This window comes from Rhodococcus erythropolis NBRC 15567 (genome assembly GCF_001552595.1).
Taxonomy (GTDB): Bacteria; Actinomycetota; Actinomycetes; order Mycobacteriales; family Mycobacteriaceae; genus Rhodococcus_F; species Rhodococcus_F erythropolis.
On the sequence record NZ_BCRM01000033.1, the window covers coordinates 14,444 to 31,825 of the forward strand.

Annotated in this window: 18 protein-coding genes; 6 read left to right on the plus strand and 12 right to left on the minus strand. The window is 59.1% G+C overall.

Features of this window, described 5'->3' with window-relative positions:
* Positions 1-22: 22 nt before the first annotated feature.
* On the minus strand, positions 23-718 hold the full coding sequence (locus tag RE4_RS27360) for a TetR family transcriptional regulator (protein WP_003945327.1): 696 nt from the start codon (positions 716-718) through the stop codon (positions 23-25).
* A 168-nt stretch (positions 719-886) separates the two neighbouring features.
* Between RE4_RS27360 and RE4_RS27365 the strand changes: the two genes are divergently transcribed.
* From RE4_RS27365 to RE4_RS27375, 3 genes are read left to right on the plus strand one after another with little or no spacing between them, the layout of a single operon-like run.
* Positions 887-2,020, plus strand: coding sequence for a ferredoxin reductase (locus tag RE4_RS27365; RefSeq protein ID WP_060939710.1), 1,134 nt, complete (start codon positions 887-889; stop codon positions 2,018-2,020).
* A gap of 35 nt (positions 2,021-2,055) precedes the next feature.
* Positions 2,056-3,228, plus strand: coding sequence for a fatty acid desaturase family protein (locus tag RE4_RS27370; protein WP_020908255.1), 1,173 nt, complete (start codon positions 2,056-2,058; stop codon positions 3,226-3,228).
* Between the two features lie 13 nt (positions 3,229-3,241).
* A complete protein-coding gene (locus RE4_RS27375; protein WP_019749125.1) occupies positions 3,242-3,487 on the plus strand; it encodes a hypothetical protein in 246 nt (81 codons plus the stop codon).
* A 175-nt stretch (positions 3,488-3,662) separates the two neighbouring features.
* Here the strand turns inward: RE4_RS27375 and RE4_RS31350 are convergent, their stop codons facing one another.
* The 4 genes from RE4_RS31350 to gdhA all read right to left on the minus strand — a co-directional run bounded on the left by RE4_RS31350 (position 3,663) and on the right by gdhA (position 7,674).
* Entirely contained in the window at positions 3,663-3,830 is a 168-nt protein-coding gene (locus tag RE4_RS31350; protein ID WP_003945367.1) for a hypothetical protein, read from the minus strand.
* Positions 3,831-4,074: 244 nt separating this feature from the next.
* On the minus strand, positions 4,075-4,221 hold the full coding sequence (locus RE4_RS31355) for a hypothetical protein (protein WP_019749123.1): 147 nt from the start codon (positions 4,219-4,221) through the stop codon (positions 4,075-4,077).
* 363 nt (positions 4,222-4,584) lie between these two features.
* On the minus strand, positions 4,585-5,844 hold the full coding sequence (locus tag RE4_RS27380) for a PucR family transcriptional regulator (protein WP_019749122.1): 1,260 nt from the start codon (positions 5,842-5,844) through the stop codon (positions 4,585-4,587).
* 486 nt (positions 5,845-6,330) lie between these two features.
* On the minus strand, positions 6,331-7,674 hold the full coding sequence (gene gdhA, locus RE4_RS27385; RefSeq protein ID WP_003945368.1) for an NADP-specific glutamate dehydrogenase: 1,344 nt from the start codon (positions 7,672-7,674) through the stop codon (positions 6,331-6,333).
* A gap of 270 nt (positions 7,675-7,944) precedes the next feature.
* Here gdhA and RE4_RS27390 point away from each other — a divergent pair, with 270 nt between their 5' ends.
* Entirely contained in the window at positions 7,945-9,279 is a 1,335-nt protein-coding gene (locus tag RE4_RS27390) for a glycoside hydrolase family 183 protein (RefSeq protein WP_060939711.1), read from the plus strand.
* Positions 9,280-9,363: 84 nt separating this feature from the next.
* Here RE4_RS27390 and RE4_RS27395 read toward each other — a convergent pair whose 3' ends face one another.
* Positions 9,364-11,541: a glutamine synthetase III family protein gene (locus tag RE4_RS27395; RefSeq protein ID WP_060939712.1), complete on the minus strand. Its 2,178-nt coding sequence runs from the start codon at positions 11,539-11,541 to the stop codon at positions 9,364-9,366.
* Between the two features lie 225 nt (positions 11,542-11,766).
* Between RE4_RS27395 and RE4_RS27400 the strand changes: the two genes are divergently transcribed.
* Complete coding sequence (locus RE4_RS27400) at positions 11,767-12,036, plus strand: putative quinol monooxygenase (protein WP_238077144.1); 270 nt, start codon at positions 11,767-11,769, stop codon at positions 12,034-12,036.
* A gap of 26 nt (positions 12,037-12,062) precedes the next feature.
* On the opposite strand, the gene RE4_RS27405 is transcribed toward RE4_RS27400, so the two are convergent.
* The 3 genes from RE4_RS27405 to RE4_RS31360 are packed head-to-tail and all read right to left on the minus strand — an operon-like array spanning position 12,063 to position 13,332.
* On the minus strand, positions 12,063-12,794 hold the full coding sequence (locus RE4_RS27405) for a DUF6226 family protein (RefSeq protein ID WP_024488376.1): 732 nt from the start codon (positions 12,792-12,794) through the stop codon (positions 12,063-12,065).
* Between the two features lie 29 nt (positions 12,795-12,823).
* On the minus strand, positions 12,824-13,147 hold the full coding sequence (locus RE4_RS27410; protein ID WP_021344742.1) for a hypothetical protein: 324 nt from the start codon (positions 13,145-13,147) through the stop codon (positions 12,824-12,826).
* A 26-nt stretch (positions 13,148-13,173) separates the two neighbouring features.
* Positions 13,174-13,332 carry a hypothetical protein gene (locus RE4_RS31360; RefSeq protein WP_003945304.1) on the minus strand — a complete coding sequence of 53 codons (159 nt, stop codon included), beginning with the start codon at positions 13,330-13,332 and terminating at the stop codon, positions 13,174-13,176.
* A 93-nt stretch (positions 13,333-13,425) separates the two neighbouring features.
* On the opposite strand from RE4_RS31360, the gene RE4_RS27415 reads away from it, so the two are divergent.
* Complete coding sequence (locus RE4_RS27415; protein ID WP_127160000.1) at positions 13,426-13,914, plus strand: hypothetical protein; 489 nt, start codon at positions 13,426-13,428, stop codon at positions 13,912-13,914.
* 484 nt (positions 13,915-14,398) lie between these two features.
* On the opposite strand, the gene RE4_RS31135 is transcribed toward RE4_RS27415, so the two are convergent.
* Genes RE4_RS31135 through RE4_RS27430 form a run of 3 tightly spaced genes read right to left on the minus strand, consistent with a single transcriptional unit; the run spans position 14,399 to position 16,258 of the window.
* The gene (locus RE4_RS31135; protein ID WP_127159999.1) at positions 14,399-14,896 is read right to left on the minus strand and encodes a hypothetical protein; all 498 of its coding nucleotides are present in this window, start codon (positions 14,894-14,896) and stop codon (positions 14,399-14,401) included.
* Positions 14,893-15,852: a caspase family protein gene (locus RE4_RS27425; protein WP_060939714.1), complete on the minus strand. Its 960-nt coding sequence runs from the start codon at positions 15,850-15,852 to the stop codon at positions 14,893-14,895. Before RE4_RS27425 ends, RE4_RS31135 begins: the two co-directional genes overlap by 4 nt.
* A complete protein-coding gene (locus tag RE4_RS27430; RefSeq protein WP_024488379.1) occupies positions 15,845-16,258 on the minus strand; it encodes a TIR domain-containing protein in 414 nt (137 codons plus the stop codon). The genes RE4_RS27425 and RE4_RS27430 overlap by 8 nt, the downstream gene beginning before the upstream one ends.
* Positions 16,259-17,382: the final 1,124 nt, after the last annotated feature.

Genomic DNA, 17,382 nt, shown 5'->3' on the forward strand with positions numbered 1-17,382 from the left:
CGTCGAAAAGGTGAACCCGAGGTCAGTTTCGAGGTGGATTCCAGGTGGCCATTCCGAGCATGATGACTCGCAGTTGCTTCTCGGCTCGTGTGATGACGGCGGCTTCGTCGCGATACCCGGCCGTCCCGGCGTCCAGCAGTTCGACGACAGCGCTGAACATCGTCGAGACGATCAGGTCGGCAGCCATTTCCAGATCGTCCGACGACCAGCTTTCCAGTCCGGCAATTCTGGAGAGGTCGATGGTCAGTTCGCTGACGAACAACCGCATTTCAGTGGCTATCGCACGTCGTACCTCACTGACGCCGCTGTAGCGTTCGCGGCAGAGGAACCGAAACTGTCGCTCGTGTGTATGCACTTGTCGCACAAGGATGCCCAGTGACGTAGCGGCGTCCTTGGTGCTGGGATTACGCCTTGCGTCGCGCAGCATCTGGCGCAACATGCGCATGCTCTCTTCGACGAGGACGACACCGACGTCTTCCAGTGAAGCGAAGTGGCGGTAGAACGCCGTCGGAACGATCCCGGCTTCCCTGGCTACCTCTCGCAAGCTGATTCCGGCGAAGCCGCGATCGGCCGAGAGGTCCATGGCAGTGTCCAAGAGCGCTTGGCGTGTGCGTTCCTTCTTTGCGGCACGACTTTCCGGCTCCCTGTTGTCGGGTTCCCTGCGCTCTGGGTTCACCGGTCCGGCCTTCGTCACGACGTCGAGTGTAGGTACAGGCATTCCGGCTCCTTTCGGCAACTCGTGTAACTCGGATCACATTCTTGTTGACATGTACTTGTGTGCACCTGTCACACTATCTTCGGTGAACATTTGTACACTGAATTCACGCCGTCGGGGGAAGCTAGCCCAGCAATCGATACACCCGGCAATCGAAGTACGAGGAGGGTCATGACAATCGCATCTGCTCCTGAGAACACGACACCGAAGTCCACACCTCGGCGCGGACTGTCCTTGGTGGGACTGATCGAAGCCATGGCTGCTCCACATCAGATCGATCGGTACCTCGAGTTGGTCAACCCGATGGCGACCGTTCGTGACATCCGCGCGCAGGTTGTCGCCGTCGACCATCCGACCGCTGACTCCGTCACTCTGACGCTGCGCCCGACTCGCCAGTGGCGCGGTTTTCAGGCGGGCCAGTTCGTGCAGTTGGGCGTGGTGATCGACGGTGTTCGTCACACTCGCTGCTACTCGCCGGCCGGCGGCGCGTCTACGCGCAGCGGGCTGATCGAGCTCACCGTGAAAGCGCATCCCGGTGGCCTGGTGTCGCAGTATCTGTACGCCAACGCGGCGCCCGGACTCGTTGTCAGCCTCTCGCAGGCAGACGGTGTGTTCTCCCTTCCCGTCGACCGCCCGCGTCGGGTGTTGTTGATCAGTGGCGGCAGTGGAATCACCCCGGTCATGTCGATGCTTCGGACGCTGGTGGAGGAGGAGCACTCGGGCGAGATCGTGTTCGTGCATTACGCGAACACCGATGCCGACGTGGCATACACGCGCGCGCTGAAGACCATCGCCGAGCGGAACCCGAACGTGAAACTGGTACTCGTGTACACCGAAAGCGGTGGAGGTGACCTCGAAGGTTTCTTCGATCGCGGGCACCTCGACGCCGTGGCTCCGTGGATCGCCGATCCGGACACGATCGACGCCCAGGCTTATCTCTGCGGGCCTCCCGGTCTGATGCGGGGAGTGCGTGAGGTGTTCCGTGAGCTCGACGTCGAGCACTTGCTCAATACCGAGGAGTTCGCGCCGGCGGTGGCCGAGCCGGGTGAGGCCGGCGGCGAGGTGTCATTCACCAAAAGTGGGGTGGCGGCCGAGAACTCCGGCGAAACACTTCTCGAACAAGCAGAAGCTGCGGGCCTCAATCCCGAATACGGATGCCGGATGGGAATCTGCTTCTCCTGCACCTCCGTCAAGAAGGCGGGTCGTACCCGAAACGTGCGCACCGGTGAGACAGACGACGAGCCGGACAAGAAGATCCAGCTGTGCGTCAGCGCTCCCGTCGGCGACGTCACCGTCGACATCTGAAGTCCCATTTTCCACACGACTGTCTGGAGACCGACATGTTTGGACTTTCACTTCCCACCCTCCCGTTCCTCGGCAACGGTTCCGATGCGAAGGACGACGCTCCCGTCGTCCTGACGTACGAGCAGGTCGAGGAGATCGGCCGCGAGTTGGACGCCTTGCGTGATCGCACCGTCGCTTCGCTTGGGGCCGAAGACCGGGAGTACATCTACAAGATCATCAAGGCTCAGCGCGGGTTCGAGGTCGCAGGTCGCGGCTTGATGTACCTCGGATTCCTACCGCCGGTGTGGCTCGCGGCAGTCGGTGCGCTGAGTGTGTCGAAGATTCTCGACAACATGGAGATCGGCCACAACGTCATGCACGGTCAATATGACTGGATGCGGGAACCCGGGCTCAATTCCGAAGTCTTCGAATGGGATACGGTGTGCCCGGCCGACCAGTGGCGCCACTCGCACAACTACATGCACCACACGTACACCAATATTCTCGGCAAAGACCGTGACATCGGATACGGCATCCTGCGTATCGACGACGCGCAGAAGTGGAACCCCTATTACCTCGGTAATCCGGTCTGGGCCTTTGCCTTGATGATGCTCTTCGAGTGGGGTGTGATGATGCACGATCTCGAGATCGAGAACGTCATCCAGGGCAAACGCAAGTGGCACGACGTCAAGCCGCTTCTGAAGGGCTGGTGGAACAAGGCGGGCAAGCAGGTCCTCAAGGACTACGTCATCTTCCCGGTTCTCACGGGGCCGCTGTTCGTGACCACTCTCGCGGGGAACGTCACCGCCAACCTGGTCCGAAACGTGTGGACGTACTCGATCATCTTCTGTGGCCATTTCCCCACCGGCGTACAGAGCTTCACCGAGGACGAGACGGCCGACGAGACTCGTGGTCAGTGGTACGTGCGTCAGATGCTCGGCAGCGCCAACATCGAGGGAAGCCCGCTCTTCCACATCATGTCCGGCAACCTCTCGCACCAGATCGAGCACCACCTGTTCCCGGACCTGCCTGCGCATCGTTATCCGGAACTCGCTCCCCAGGTGAAAGAATTGTGTGGGAAGTACGGTTTGCCGTACAACACCGGTGGGTTCTTCAAGCAGATCGGTTCGGTATGGGGCAAGATCTTCAAGCTCGCTCTTCCGCCCGGTTTGGTCAAGTCGAAGACCCCTCCCGGTGTTATCGTCGAGCGCCAGCGAACTGCAGCCTGAGAGGCACACACTGATGGTCGGGAAATTCGAACGCCGCAAGGACACGGTCCAGGAACTGACCGAAAGTGCAGCCAACCACGTGGGCTCCATCGCGATGATCATCGCCGGGGCTGTTCGAGACGTGACGCGCGAGATCGGTGACTGGGTGTCCGACGGAATCGAGATGCGTGAAGCAGCGAAAAAGGCTGCGGCTGACGATCGTTCGGAGTCCGTGACCATCGAGCACGACGAGACCGATCCACCGGAAGATTGGCGTTGATTCCAACTCTTCGATCGCCGAGACAGTAAGGCCGACGGCCGGATCGCCCAACCGCGAGCCGTTTCGCCTGAACGACCACGTTGCCCTCCGTCACAGATGACGGAGGGCAACGTGGGTTTCGTGGACTGTTTCGGCGGCCGAAGACGCGGATCGAACACCGATCACAAGTGAGGTCCTAAGCAGCGCTTCCGAGGCTCGCCGAGTCGAAGCTGCCGAGCCCGGTGCTGCCGAGACCGCTGCTACCGACCCCGCCCAATGCGAGCGCATTGCTGCTACCCGCGCTCAGTAGCTGGACGATGATGTTGATGACGATGGGGTCGCCGGTGAGCGGAATTGTAGGCACAGGGGGACCTGCTTTCTGTTTCGAGATGTGGTGAGCAAGGTGAGCGGCGACGGGATCGTCGACGTGGTCAGGCGGGCTGTTTCAGCCACTTCCGGTGCTGCCGAGCGACACGATAGAGCCGTTGCCGAAGCCGAGTGCTCGGGAGAGTGAGCCGAAGTCGATGACCAGGCTGCCCAGGGTGTGCTGGTTTATCACGGTGGTTCCTGTCTGTGCCGCGACTTTGTGATGCGAGCGGGTAAGTCGATCAGGGAGCAGGCGTCGTGGGAGTTTCGCCGCCGCCGCCGCCAATCGGAGAGTTGTTGGTGTAGAGGAAACTGCTGCCGGCGTTGAACATCTGTAGGACGGTGTTCAAGACGACGGCCAAAGCGCCTGTGGTTGGTGCGGCGATCATGTGCTTGCTCCTGGTTTCAGCGGTGGCGACGTGGTGGTCACCGTGGTCACCGCCATCACAGTGTCAGGCGGCTTGGAGCGGGCCCTGCGCGAGAGATTCTCTCGCACAGGGCCCGAGATTCGTCCTAGGAGACGCCGCCGCCATCCGTCGAACCCGTGCCGGTGCTGCCCGCGTTGAAGAGCTGCAGGATGGTGTCGAAGAAGGCACCGAGGAGAGCGTTATCCTGGCCGTTGATCATGTGTTTCCCCTTAATTGTTACTGGTTTGCGCGGTGATTCGCACCACACTTTTATAGCCCGGTTCGGAGCGGAAAAGTGGGGTCCAGGCGCCACACGTGGACAGCTAATAGCGAGGATGTGAGTGTTCACATTTTCGCTGGACGATTGTCCACATCAGTGCTTGCGAAAGTCAGAGAGATCATGGCAGCGCGCAGTTTGAGCAGTTCAGAGGGCAGGGCCGGATCCAATCCGGTCAGGGTTGCGATGCGCTTGATTCGATTGTCGACGGTGTTGGTGTGCAGGCCGAGCGCCGACGCGGTGCGCTGACGATGCTGGCCGTTGGCGAGATGTATGGACAATGTCTGCAGCAGTTCCGGATTGCCGTCGAGTGGCCTTAGAAGATTGATCAAGCTGTCGCGGCCTGCGCCACCCCGAGTGAGTTGATACTCGAGCGCGAGGTCTTCCATTCGGTACGACCGCGCCGGCAGTCTCAGGCGCCGCACGAGTTGCGCCAATTCGTGAGTGGTTGCTTGGGCGGCGGCGATATCTCGTACCGCGGCGTTCTCGGCGATTGCTGTGATCTCCACCCCGACCGTTGCGCGTGCACGTTGGATGACCTCGCACACTGTTCCCCAGTCGGGTGTGCCCTCGATCAGGACCAGACCACGTTGCGGTGCAGGAGCTTCGAGCAGCGCCGACCCGAAGTGGGCCGCGATTTTCGATTGAGCGACGGAGAGGTCACGGTAGGCCTGTATGCGCTGGTGGTTGCCGTTGCGTGCTCCCGGGCGGATGGGCGGCAGGTTCACCAGGAGCCGCAGGACGAGATAGCGGGGTGCGAGTTCAACGCCCATCTGCAACGCAAGCTGGGTGGGATCGTCGCCGTCCAGCATGGCTTTCACGAGAGCGCCGGCGGAGTATTCCCCGAGTTGGGAGCCAGCTGGAAGAGCCGAGAGATAGCTGATCGAGATGAACGAGTGAAGCCGCTGCGCGAGTGCGAACAAGAACTCGTTGAGATCCCCGAGATTGGCGGAGTCCTCGGCGTCGGCCCGGCTGAGGATGAGGGTGCGAAAAGTGCTGATGCCCTCGTTGGTCAAGTTGAGGATCGCGCTGAGTGGCACGCCTTTCAATGCTTGTTGGACGGTCATCGTGTGAATGCCGTCCAACTCTTGGTCGGTGGGAAGTTTGCGGTGATCCAGCAGCTGGATCCCCACTTGGAGCCCCTGCACGATCACCGCAATCAGTTCCCGACGAACTGCCTCCGTTTGGAGGGAAGTCAACGTCGGGTTGGCACGGGACAGGTGATCTACGAGATCGCTTGCCAGTGGGATGACGTCGTTGACCGCTGTGGAGGCGGGCTTGCCTCCCAACATGAGCGGTCCCGGGTTGTTCAGCAGCGCTGGGGACATGGGTGGCCTCCTCTAGACAGGTGCGTCGCCTGGCACAGGCACCCGGAGGCTCGGCGCGTTACGAAGCGGGGTACACGCTGAGGCCTTGTTCGGGGGCATACTCGCCGCTGAAATTTGCGGATCGAATTGCGCCAGGCGTTGTGATTTCTACCACATGAACGATCGTCCAACTGTGAAATGGACAAATGTGAAGATAAGTCCATATGCCCCACGCGCTGCGGACCTAAACAATCGTCCACTTACGGTGTTTTTCGACGTCAGAGCGGAAAACGGATTCGGAGGACACCACGAGTTCCGTCTGGGATCATTGCCGGCGCCTACGGTGCTCGTCGCGGGCGATTTGCTCAGATCAAGCTCGAGGGCCCTGGGTCCTCGCGGACCCAGGGCCCTCGAGGCCTAGGTATTGATTCGACCAGTCCGATGTACGGGAACCGGTTCAGGGTGAAATCACCCCTTTTTGTACTGCTGTCTGTATTGCGGAAATCTCTAGATGACGCCCAGTGAAATCATGGCGTCGGCCACCTTCACGAAGCCGGCAATGTTCGCGCCGTGCACGTAGTCGCCCGGCTTTCCGTACTCGGCAGCGGTGTTGATGGTGCGCTTGTGAATGCCGCGCATGATTCCGGCGAGACGCTCGTCGGTGTACTCGAAGCTCCAGGAATCACGCGAAGCATTCTGCTGCATTTCGAGGGCGGAGGTTGCAACGCCACCGGCGTTGGCCGCCTTGCCGGGCGCGAAGGCTACGTTCGCGTCACGGAAGAGCTGGATGCCACCGGGGGTGGTGGGCATGTTCGCGCCTTCGGCAACGGCCTGAACGCCGTTGGCGATCAAGGTCTTTGCGGCATCTTCGTCGAGCTCGTTCTGAGTCGCGCAGGGGAGTGCGACGTCGCACGGCACGTCCCAGATGGAACCATCGGCGATGAACTCGGCATGCGGAACTGCGTCGGCGTACTCGCTGATGCGGCCGCGGCGAACTTCCTTGATCTCCTTGAGGAGGTCGAGATCGATGCCCTTCTTGTCCACGATGTATCCCGAGGAATCCGAGCAGGCGATCGCGACGCCGCCGAGCTGGTGGATCTTCTGGATTGCGTAGATGGCGACATTGCCGGATCCGGAGATCACGACGTTCTTGCCTTCGAGGCCTTCACCCTTTGCCTTGAGCATTTCGGCGACGAAGTACGCGACGCCGTAGCCGGTGGCCTCGGTGCGAACCTGCGATCCGCCCCAGGTGATGCCCTTGCCGGTGAGGACGCCCGACTCGTACGTGTTGGTCAGCCGCTTGTACTGACCGAACAGGTAGCCGATCTCGCGACCGCCGACGCCGATGTCGCCGGCCGGAACGTCGGTGTATTCACCGATGTGACGCTGCAGTTCGGTCATGAAGGACTGACAGAAGCGCATGACCTCTGCGTCGGAGCGGCCCTTGGGATCGAAGTCCGAGCCACCCTTGCCGCCGCCGATGGGCAGGCCGGTGAGTGAGTTCTTGAAGATCTGCTCGAAGCCGAGGAACTTCACGATGCCCAGGTTGACGCTGGGGTGGAAGCGCAGGCCGCCCTTGTAGGGGCCGAGTGCACTGTTGTACTGCACGCGGAAGCCACGGTTGACGTGAACGTTGCCCTGGTCGTCGGTCCACGGCACGCGGAAGATGATCTGGCGTTCCGGCTCACAAAGCCGCTCGATGAGTCCGGCGTCGGCGTAGCGGGGGTGGCGTTCGAGCACTACGTGAAGAGACTCGAAGACCTCTGCGGCGGCCTGATGGAACTCGGGCTCTCCTGCATTGCGAACCAAAACCTGATCGTAAATCTGCGCTACGCGGTCACGTACGGACACCGCTCACCTACCTCGTTGTGAGAACTCTTTTACATTTCCGTTACATACTAGGCGCCTTTATTGCTGTATCGGACAACTGTCCTGTGAAGGTGAAATCGGACACAGCTGTCACTTGTGTCAGTTGAACGGGCGATTTATAACAATTTGCTCAGCTTTCACTCTCTTAACACAGTCCAAATGGTTTGCTTCTGCGGTCGGGGATCACTGTGCCTGTGGTCCGAACGGGAGTCGAAATGATCAGAGGGGCTGCACGTGCGTAAAAAACACTCCATGTCGGCGATGTTGTCGATAGGCGTCGTCACGATTGCCGCGACGATTGCCGCAGCACCGTCTGCGTCGGCGATCGGCGGACCGTGTGGGTCGGGAGGAAGTGGTTCCGCCGGATCGATGACGGGTTCGCTCGGTTCGCTGACCGGATCACTTGGCAGTGGTTCCGCCGGTTCCGGCTCCCTCGCCAACGCGTTGCCGTGGATCACCGGCGCGCCCAACGGTGCTCTGCCGGTGCTGACCGGCCGCACCAAAGCGATCGAAATGGTCACTGGCCCAGGCAGTCCCAATAACACTATCGAGCGGTTCAACGTGTCGGGAACCGACCTCGGAATCATGTGGGACAACGGTCTTTCGGGGCCGGATCACGACGTTCTGATGGCATTCGGCGATACGGTTGGCGACTGCGACACCCCGGGTGACGACTGGCGCAGCAACGTGTTGTTCCGCAGCAACGACACCGCCATCGCCGACGGCATGAAGATCGACAGTTCTCCTTTGGACGGCCCCAATCATTCCAAGGAGATCATTCCGGGATTCGGCATTCCGGGCGAGTTCACCACCATCCCGACCGCTGGAATCTCTTACGGTGGTGTGCAGTACATCAGATTCATGTCCGTTCGGTCGTGGGACGAACCCGGAGCCTGGACCACCAACTACTCGGCTCTGGCTTTCTCCACGGACAACGGCGAGAACTGGGAGCTCGATCCGGCGACGGTTCGCGCGAACACAGAAGGACTCGGTATCCCGGGGATTCCGGCGGTATCACCGATCAATTCCAACTTCCAGCAGAGTGCCTTCGTCGACGGACGCGATGGTTACCTGTACGAATACGGAACTCCCTCAGGCCGTTTCGGTAAGGCGATCCTGGCGCGAGTTGCCGGAGCCGACATCAGAAACCTCGGCGCGTACGAATACTGGGACGGCTCCGGTTGGAGTCCGCGAGATACCGATGCGGTGCAGGTCATCAAAGCGCCGGTCAGTGAACTTGCCGTGCAGTGGAACGACTACCTGAACAAGTACGTCGCGATGTACACCAGTGCCGAGGGCAACCTCGTGATCCGTCAGGCCGACCAACCGCAAGGCCCGTGGAGCGGCACCCAAACTCTGTTGAGCGGAATCACGTTGCCCGCGTTGTACGGCGGATTCATGCACCCGTGGGCGAGCGGACAGTTCCTCGAATTCGTCGCGACCACGTGGGACCGTTACAACGTCATCTACATGCGAACCGACTTGAACGGACTCAAGATGGCGTCGTCGGATTCGCGCGATCGTCCTGACCCCGCGACCACCGGTGAGGCTCGCGTCCTCGAAGTCACGATGCCGGAAGACCGCTAGCCCGAGCAAGATTCGACAACTGTGGCCTGCAACTCGATCGAGTTGCAGGCCACAGTTCTGTGGGTAGTGATATTCGGGTGATGCTCAGAGAATGAAGAGCATTTCCTGATACGTCGGGAGTGGCCAGTGATCGTCGGCGACGATGGTTTCGAGGAAGTCGGCCGCTGCACGTACCTCTGCCATGGCGGGCAGGAGTGCGTCCTGTGCGTGCTTGGCCTGATCGAATGGCGACTCGCCGGCGTCGGTGTCGATTGCTGCGCGCAGGGCCGCGAGCGCTGTGCGCAGAGCCACAACGGGCGCCGACACTTCTTCGAGCGGAGCTGAATCCGGTTCGAGGCCGGCGGACTTCAGTGCGACGAAGTTCTGCGCAACTTCCGTCTGGTGGCGCACTGCAGTCGGAAGGATCAGCGTCGTACCGATTTCGGCGGCCAGGCGTGCCTCGACGCCGATGCTCAGTGCGTACTGTTCGAGTCCGACCTCGTAGCGACTGTGCATCTCTCGGTGGTTGAAGACCTTGTACTTCTCGAAGAGTTCCATCGAGGACTCGGTGATCAGTTCAGGAAGGGCGTCCAGCGTCGTGCGAAGGTTCGGCAGGCCGCGAGACTCGGCCTCGATCTGCCAGTTCTCCGAGTAACCGTCGCCGTTGAAGACAACCGCACCGTGGTTGGTGATGATCTCGGTGAGCAGATTCTGGACGGCGGTGTCGAAATCGGCGCCGTCGGCGACCGCGGCCTCCAGTTCGGTGGCCATGTAGTCCAAGGCCTCGGCCATGATCGTGTTGATGGTGACCATCGGGCCGTTGACTGTTTGCAGCGATCCTGGCGCGCGGAACTCGAAACGGTTGCCGGTGAAGGCAAATGGGCTCGTGCGGTTGCGGTCGCCCGGATCGGTCGGCAGGACGGGAAGGGTGTCGGCTCCGATCATCATGGTGCCCTTGTCCTTCGACGATGTTGCCGCGCCCTTGGCGATCTGCTCGAAGACGTCGGCCAGTTGATCGCCGAGGAAGATCGAGATGATTGCCGGGGGAGCCTCGTTGGCACCGAGACGGTGATCGTTGGTTGCCGATGCGACCGACGCGCGCAGGAGGCCGGCGTATTTGTGGACGGCCCGGATGACTGCGGCGCAGAATACGAGGAACTGGGCGTTGTCATGCGGATTGTCGCCGGGGACAAGCAAACTGCCGAGTTCGGAGTTGCCCAGCGAGAAGTTGACGTGCTTGCCGGAGCCGTTGACACCGTCGAACGGCTTCTCGTGGAACAGACATTCCATGCCGTGCTTCTTGGCGATGGTTTTGAAGGTGGTCATCAGCAACTGCTGGTGGTCGGCGGCGATGTTGCCTCGCTCGAACATCGGGGCGATTTCGAACTGGCCGGGCGCAACCTCGTTGTGCCGTGTCTTGGCGGGGATGCCGAGTTTGAACAGTTCCCGCTCGGTGTCCATCATGAATCCGAGCACACGTTCCGGGATCGCCCCGAAGTAGTGGTCGTCGAACTCCTGGCCCTTGGGCGGCTTTGCGCCGAAGAGTGTTCGGCCGGCGTTGAGGAGGTCGGGGCGGGCGAGGAAGAAGTGTCGATCGATCAGGAAGTACTCCTGCTCGGGACCGCAGAACGACACGATGTGCTCGGGGTCGTCGTGGCCGAACAACTTCAGGATTCGTTCGGCGTGGAAACCCATTGCCTGTTGTGAACGCAGCAGGGGAGTCTTGTGGTCGAGCGCTTCGCCGGTCATCGAAACGAACACGGTCGGGATACACAGTGTGTTGCCGTTGGGGTTTTCGAGAACGTAGGCCGGGCTCGTGACATCCCAGCCGGTGTATCCGCGAGCCTCGAATGTGTTGCGCAGCCCGCCGTTCGGGAAACTCGAGGCGTCGGGTTCACCTTGGATCAAGGTCTTGCCGGCGAACTCCGCCAGTGCACTGCCGTCGCCGACCGGCTCGAGGAAGCTGTCGTGCTTCTCGGCCGTCAACCCGGTCAGTGGATAGAAGACGTGGGCGTAGTGGGTTGCGCCTTTCTCCAACGCCCAGTCCTTCATCGCGGACGCGACCGCATCGGCGACCATGGGATCAAGCGGTTTGCCTTGCTCGATCGTCGCCATCACCGACTTGTAGACGAGCTTGGGCAGTCGCTTCTGCATGACCACCTTGTTGAAGACGTTGGCACCGAACACCTCGCCGGGTGTCTCGTCGGTGGTGAAACTGACCACCGGAGGTGTGTAGGCCTCGACGTCCTTGATCGCTTGCAAGCGAACTGCATTTCCACTCATGTGCTTACCCCTCGCCCGGGCCCAGGGCTGCGCTGCTGATTGCGAGCCCGACTTCGGCAAACCCTACGAACCTCCGGTATCGGGGGTGTTTCGTAGATATTGCGCCTGTCCGCAAACTTCGAGTCACAACGGAAATGTCGATCTGTCGGAGGTCTACGGCAGACTTCGAGCCGACGGGCTATTGCAGGACAGTCGAATCGGAGAGTCTTTGTGATCAGGGTGTTGGTGCCAACAACGGTGGAGCAGGGCGATCTCGCGGAAGTGCTTCGGTTGTATGACGAACTTGTCACCGAGACCCGAAAAGAGGTCGGCTGCATCAATTACGAGTTACTGCAGCGCACCGACAATCCCTGCGAGCTCGTGTTGGCGGAGGAATGGGAATCGCAGGAGCACCTCGACGCCCACACTCATACCGAGCACTTCGTCAGGTTGGTTGAGGCGCTGGACAAGCTCGAGACGGCAGCGTCGGCGCAGATCTTCACGAAGGTTCTGTAGCGGCGGGATCAGGGCTCAGCGCCTGCTCATCTTGTAGACGCGAACGAGCGTGCCGTCCAATTCGGGGGCCACGGTGCCGCGGTGAAAGCTGTGGGTTCGTCGAGGTACTGGACCCCGTGCCTTCCGCCGTGAAAAGAAGTTTGAATCGAATAACAGGCGGCTGTGACGTCGACTTCGAGGGAACCGTCGACCACTGACAACACCCAGGTGTCGAATTCTTCGAGCAGTACAGCGGACCCCCTGTCGCATCCGTCGCAGGCACAGTCAGGAATGGACGCCATCGCCACAGCCGGGTTGCCCGCAGCGATCGTGACATTGAACGGGTGGGCGCTGTCGACCGGAGTGTGCGTTGTCAGCACGAGCGGAACCGCACCGTCACTCGAAGGCTCCAAAACGGTGTCGGCCCCGCCGGACTCCAAGGGACGGAGCGCCCATCGCACAGGCGGTACTTCTCGTGCCCAGACGCGATCGACGAGGACCTTTGTCCACGCTCGAGCTCTTGCCACCACGATCAGGAACTTCTCCGGATCGGTACAACGTTCGTACGAGTCCTTGCGGGGTTGGACGTCGCCGCTGTATGGGCTCAGCCACCCTGGTGTCTGCGCGCCCGTGATGGCGAACGCGGCAGCGACGTCATCGAGTAGGTCGCATAGTTCGCGAGAGAGCCTGGAATCGTCTTCGCTCCAGCCATTTTCGCGGGCGGAGAGGACGTTGTTGTTGTAAGTCTCCCACCACGGCCTCGTCGGGTCCGTAATCATGACGGCAACGCTACTGGCAACTCTGACGATCAGTCTCCGATATATCCGGTCTCCGGGTTGACCTTGCTGAGGAAGTCGCGGATCGACGCACGGTGTTCATCGATAGTTTCGGGCTGAATTTCGTTCGATGGACTGTTCGCTCGGTCGAGGACACTGTAGTAGGAAACACGGTGAAAACTGGAAAACCCGTACCCCTCGTTCGGCCCCGATTTCCAGTCGTAGTCGGACGCGCCCGGCTCCCCGGGGCGGACCGTCACCGTGAAGATTTCTCCATCGACTTCCAGCGTGAATGGCCCATCATCTGCGATCGGACGGCTTTCACATGTCGACTCGTCCTGTTCCTCGAACGTCATGTGTCGACCCTGTCACAAGGGAAGGGCTACAACGATTGGTCGGGTCCGGTCAACGAGGCGGGACCGGTAGTCGGTTGGTGTGCGCCGGTGAACCGCTCGACGACGGATACAACGACGATCGCGAGTGCCAGGATTCCAACGGTCCGGGCGAGTGACTTCAGGGTCTTCGGAAGTGCCTTCTTCATGCGAGGCAGATTACTGCGGACGGCACGTAATTTGTGGGCTAGGTTTCGGTCCGTATCGGACTGCTCTGCCCAGCGGCCGCTCGTCCACGCAGTGTGACTATCCGTGAATCAAATCTTGTGGTGCTCCTACGTGAATCCGTTTCGAACAAAAACACCCCGTTTGCGGCGCTTGTCCGGGAATTGGGTGACCGAATCGAACCGGAGTCGGTGGAAAAGTCGCAGGTAGGGGTGCCGGAGTCGGAGTATCAGCCGCAGCGTCGACTGAGTGAGACTGAGTTGGCCGCAATGATCGATGTCTATCGTTCGGGCAAGACGGCATTTGAGGTTGCGAAGCTGTTCGGCATTCACCGTCAAACGGTGACCAGGTTGCTGGTCAAACATGGCATACCGCTGCATCCGCGAGCGACGATCGATGCGAAGCTGCTGGCGGAGCTGACCTGGCACTACGAACGTGGAAAATCGACAGTTGAGCTCGGGCGGAAGTACCACCTGGCAGCGAGCAGTGTTGGTAAGGCGCTCAAGAAATCGGGCGTGCAACTGCGCCCGCCGAAGTTCAATCGGTGGGCGGCCCGAGATGAGTAGATGCGGTCAGGCAGCGTGGTCCTCAGCGCCGTCCCGATCTCTGTGTTCAGGTGACTTACTCCCCACCATCGCGAGTGCAACGAGTACCTTCGCAATCTGGTGGAGGTCGGGCTGAGGTTGGAGAACCGAGCGGACGTACACGACTCTGCCGTTGCTGGTCACAGTTGGCGGGGGAACGTAGCTGTCACCGCGTGCATAGCGCATGTAGATTTTTCCTGCGCGATTCGCGAGTGACTTGTTCCTCTGCAAGACATCGCGTCGGTACTGTGTGAGTTCCTGATCGATCAGATCTTCTGCTGGACAATAGAGATCGTGGATGATGCGCTGGTGCGCAGGATGTGTTAAAGAATGCGAATCTTGATGCTCCAACCAGATTTTTCTAAGCTGATGGCGCTGGACGATAAAGACTTCTATGCGCAGAAGTGGTATATCTCTGTGGAAGTGCAGGCGTACGTATCTTTGCTTGCTAATGCATTTTTAGTGACTATTTGCGTTCGCTCCCAGGTGGCCAGATTATGTTTACCCGCTTTCCTAGTTCGCGCGCATATTTGACGACATCTCCCGTACCGCCGAGGCCTTTTGAATTTTTACCGTCCCATACGGCAATTATGGTGTTTGATTGTTCGACGACTTTTTTTCCTGCACCCCAGAATGCGTCCTCATTTGGCTCAGGATAATCTAGTTGAATAGTTTTAGCTGCGGCGCTAAGGTATGACCTATATTTGTCGAGGGTATGCGAATCTGTGAACGTGCTCTCATAATTTTCGCAAGGTATAACTGCCACTAATTGGCCACCGTGCTCTATTAGAGCATTCGCGAACAACTGGTCAGCGCCTTCTGCAAGTGAGCAGAACCCAACAATTTTCTCATGTTCGGAGAGGAACTTGTTAATCTCCGCACCTACTCGGACGGTTGTCCTATCCGTAAGTCCCTGATGGCCTGTAAAACCAATTCGCTCGACCTGTCCTTCACGATTTGTCATATCCTGTTTTCCTTTGCAAGCTGCCAGTAGCGCTTTCCAAGGGCAGTGAGTCGGCAAGACTTGTTGTTCATGGCTGCAAAGTATAAAAACTCTGCATCGACGGCTTCGATTAACTTAGCGTCTCTGCATTTTTGAAGCTTCTTAAATACTTGCACATGGTCCGGATTGAATCCAGGTTCAGTGTCTTCATAGGATTTGTCGAGTGGAAATTCGTCGTTTGGTGCAGGAAACCAAGTAGTAAGAAGTCGAAGTGTAGGTCTTTCTACTGCAGGTTGAGCCACCCGTATTGGTGCCATCTGACTCAAATGTGCTTTGAATAAGGGGCGCTGTTCCCATGGGCCCAGCGCTTGCTCTACGTATGTGTAGATAGAGGCTGCTGTCACCTCGCCCAGCACGTCAGCTGCCCCTCCCTCTAACGCCGCACAGACAAGCTCGGTAAACACGCCCCGTCCGCCGGATTCGATTGAAACCTGATTGGAACGCGATGCTGTGAGTATCGAGACGCCTTCCCTCAGGTTGCTATTTGCCCCTCCGGTGGCCGGCACTTCGCCAAGCCAGCCGCTCATGCACGAATCTAAGATGATGATTCGTTCGGTAGCTTTAGAATCGTTCGCCAATGTTAAGACATCTGTCAGACTGACACCCTCGTTATACTTTTTCGCATCAGGAGTGACAAGGTACCCGCCCAAATCGTTTTCAGTGCCGTGTCCAGAAAAGTACAGTAAGGCAACGTCCGCTTTGTCGTGCTTGAACAATTTTTGGATCTTGTCTGTCAGAATGGCACGGGTAATAGTCGTGGAGGGTGTAGTGACAAGTTGCACGTCGAAGTTTGGCGCACCATCATGATCCTGTTTGAGTAACTCTGAAATAGCATTTGCATCATTGACGCACCCGCGCAAAGGCTGAGTCGGGTAGTCGTCTATTCCTACTATCAGCGCTCTACGACTATTAGACATTTTTTCCTTCAGTCATGCATTGGTCGATTGCTGCGCCAATCTCGTCCCAGTGCCAGTCGATCGTTCGATTTCGTGCCAAGCCTGAAGGGAGGTTGCTTGAGGAGTCGGCACCATCGACGTATACACCGAAAATCGGAACATTCTTGTCTTTAGCCATGGCGATCTCAGCCGCTACTCCATATGCACTGGCCATAGTCTTTCCGACAAGCACAATCAGGAGATGGCATTGGCCGATCTTCTTTGAGATCAATTCCTCCCACTCGTCTTCTGGAAGCACGCTTTTGGATGACCAATCTTCAACGATGAAAGAAGTCGGTGACTCTTTATGCGCTTGACCTGCAAATAGGTTTTTCGCTGTTAGGTTGTGATCGTAGTCAAAACTCAGAAATGCTCGCGGGTCTGCCATCGGTAATCCTCCATCAATATGTAAATTAATAAAAGCAGTGGTGTTTCTATTGTCTGCTCATTATCATTCTTTTGCAAGTATTGGGTGCTGCTGCAAATCGGTGACCGGTACAACCGCCAGAGGTCGCTGACTCAGCTCCATGCAACAAATCATGTACCGGTAGCTTCAACCCTTTCCGTACTTCAAACACTGTTTGCAGAGGTCAGTGACACAAACCAACCGTACAGTATGGCTCCGACATGTACCGGTGAAACCGAAAAGGCCAGCAGGTTGCTGTGCTGACCTCTGCAGATTTCCGTCGTCTCGAACCGCTGGACGAGGTCGGCCCACGCAGATCCGCCGACAAATCCCAGATTGCAGCACGTTCTCGGGCGTCCACACCGTCACGCGGGGAGCGGCGGCTGTTTCTCGCGGAGGTAAATTCGCTCGTGCGCGCCTACCGTGAAGGCGCCATTTCCACGCGACTTGTCCATCGCGTACGGCTTCTGCCGTCTGAGAGTTGCTAAGCAGAATCCAGCGCGGGAACCAACACAGCGTATGCGCTCCTTGACGGGTCCCTCGAATGTTTCATCACCGAGTGCTGCGAAGAAGGCCAGAACGCCGAGTACGAGATCGAACAGGGCGCGAAAGGCCCACAGGCCGTCAAGGTGCGAGCCCCGTGCGGTAGGTGGTCGGCGGGAGAACTACTGGCGGCCCCGCCTCCCCGAAATGACACCACTGGTACGCGATGACACTCGTCGGACGAGAGGTCAAGAGCGGAAACCGCAGTCGGGATCACGCGCGCGTTCCCGCTCGAACGGGATGAACCAATCCTCGGGGGCGAGATCGATGCCATCGGATAGCGGTTCGGGCCGGAACAAGGTCAGCACGTCATGGTCTTGGAACAACCTTGGGAAATCCTCCCGGTCACCAGAGATATCGCAGACCGCAGGAATTGTCTTCACATACTCATCAGTGGCGTTCGCGCGACAGACTTCTGCGACGGACCTCCCGCATTACCGGACATCGCCGGGTTATGACTCCCCTCGCCGCGGGCATTGCGCCTCCGCCGTCACGAAGGTTCGTCACCAGTGCGTCATTCACTGTTCGATGTCCGGTTGCAGACTGATTGCCCACCTAGTTAG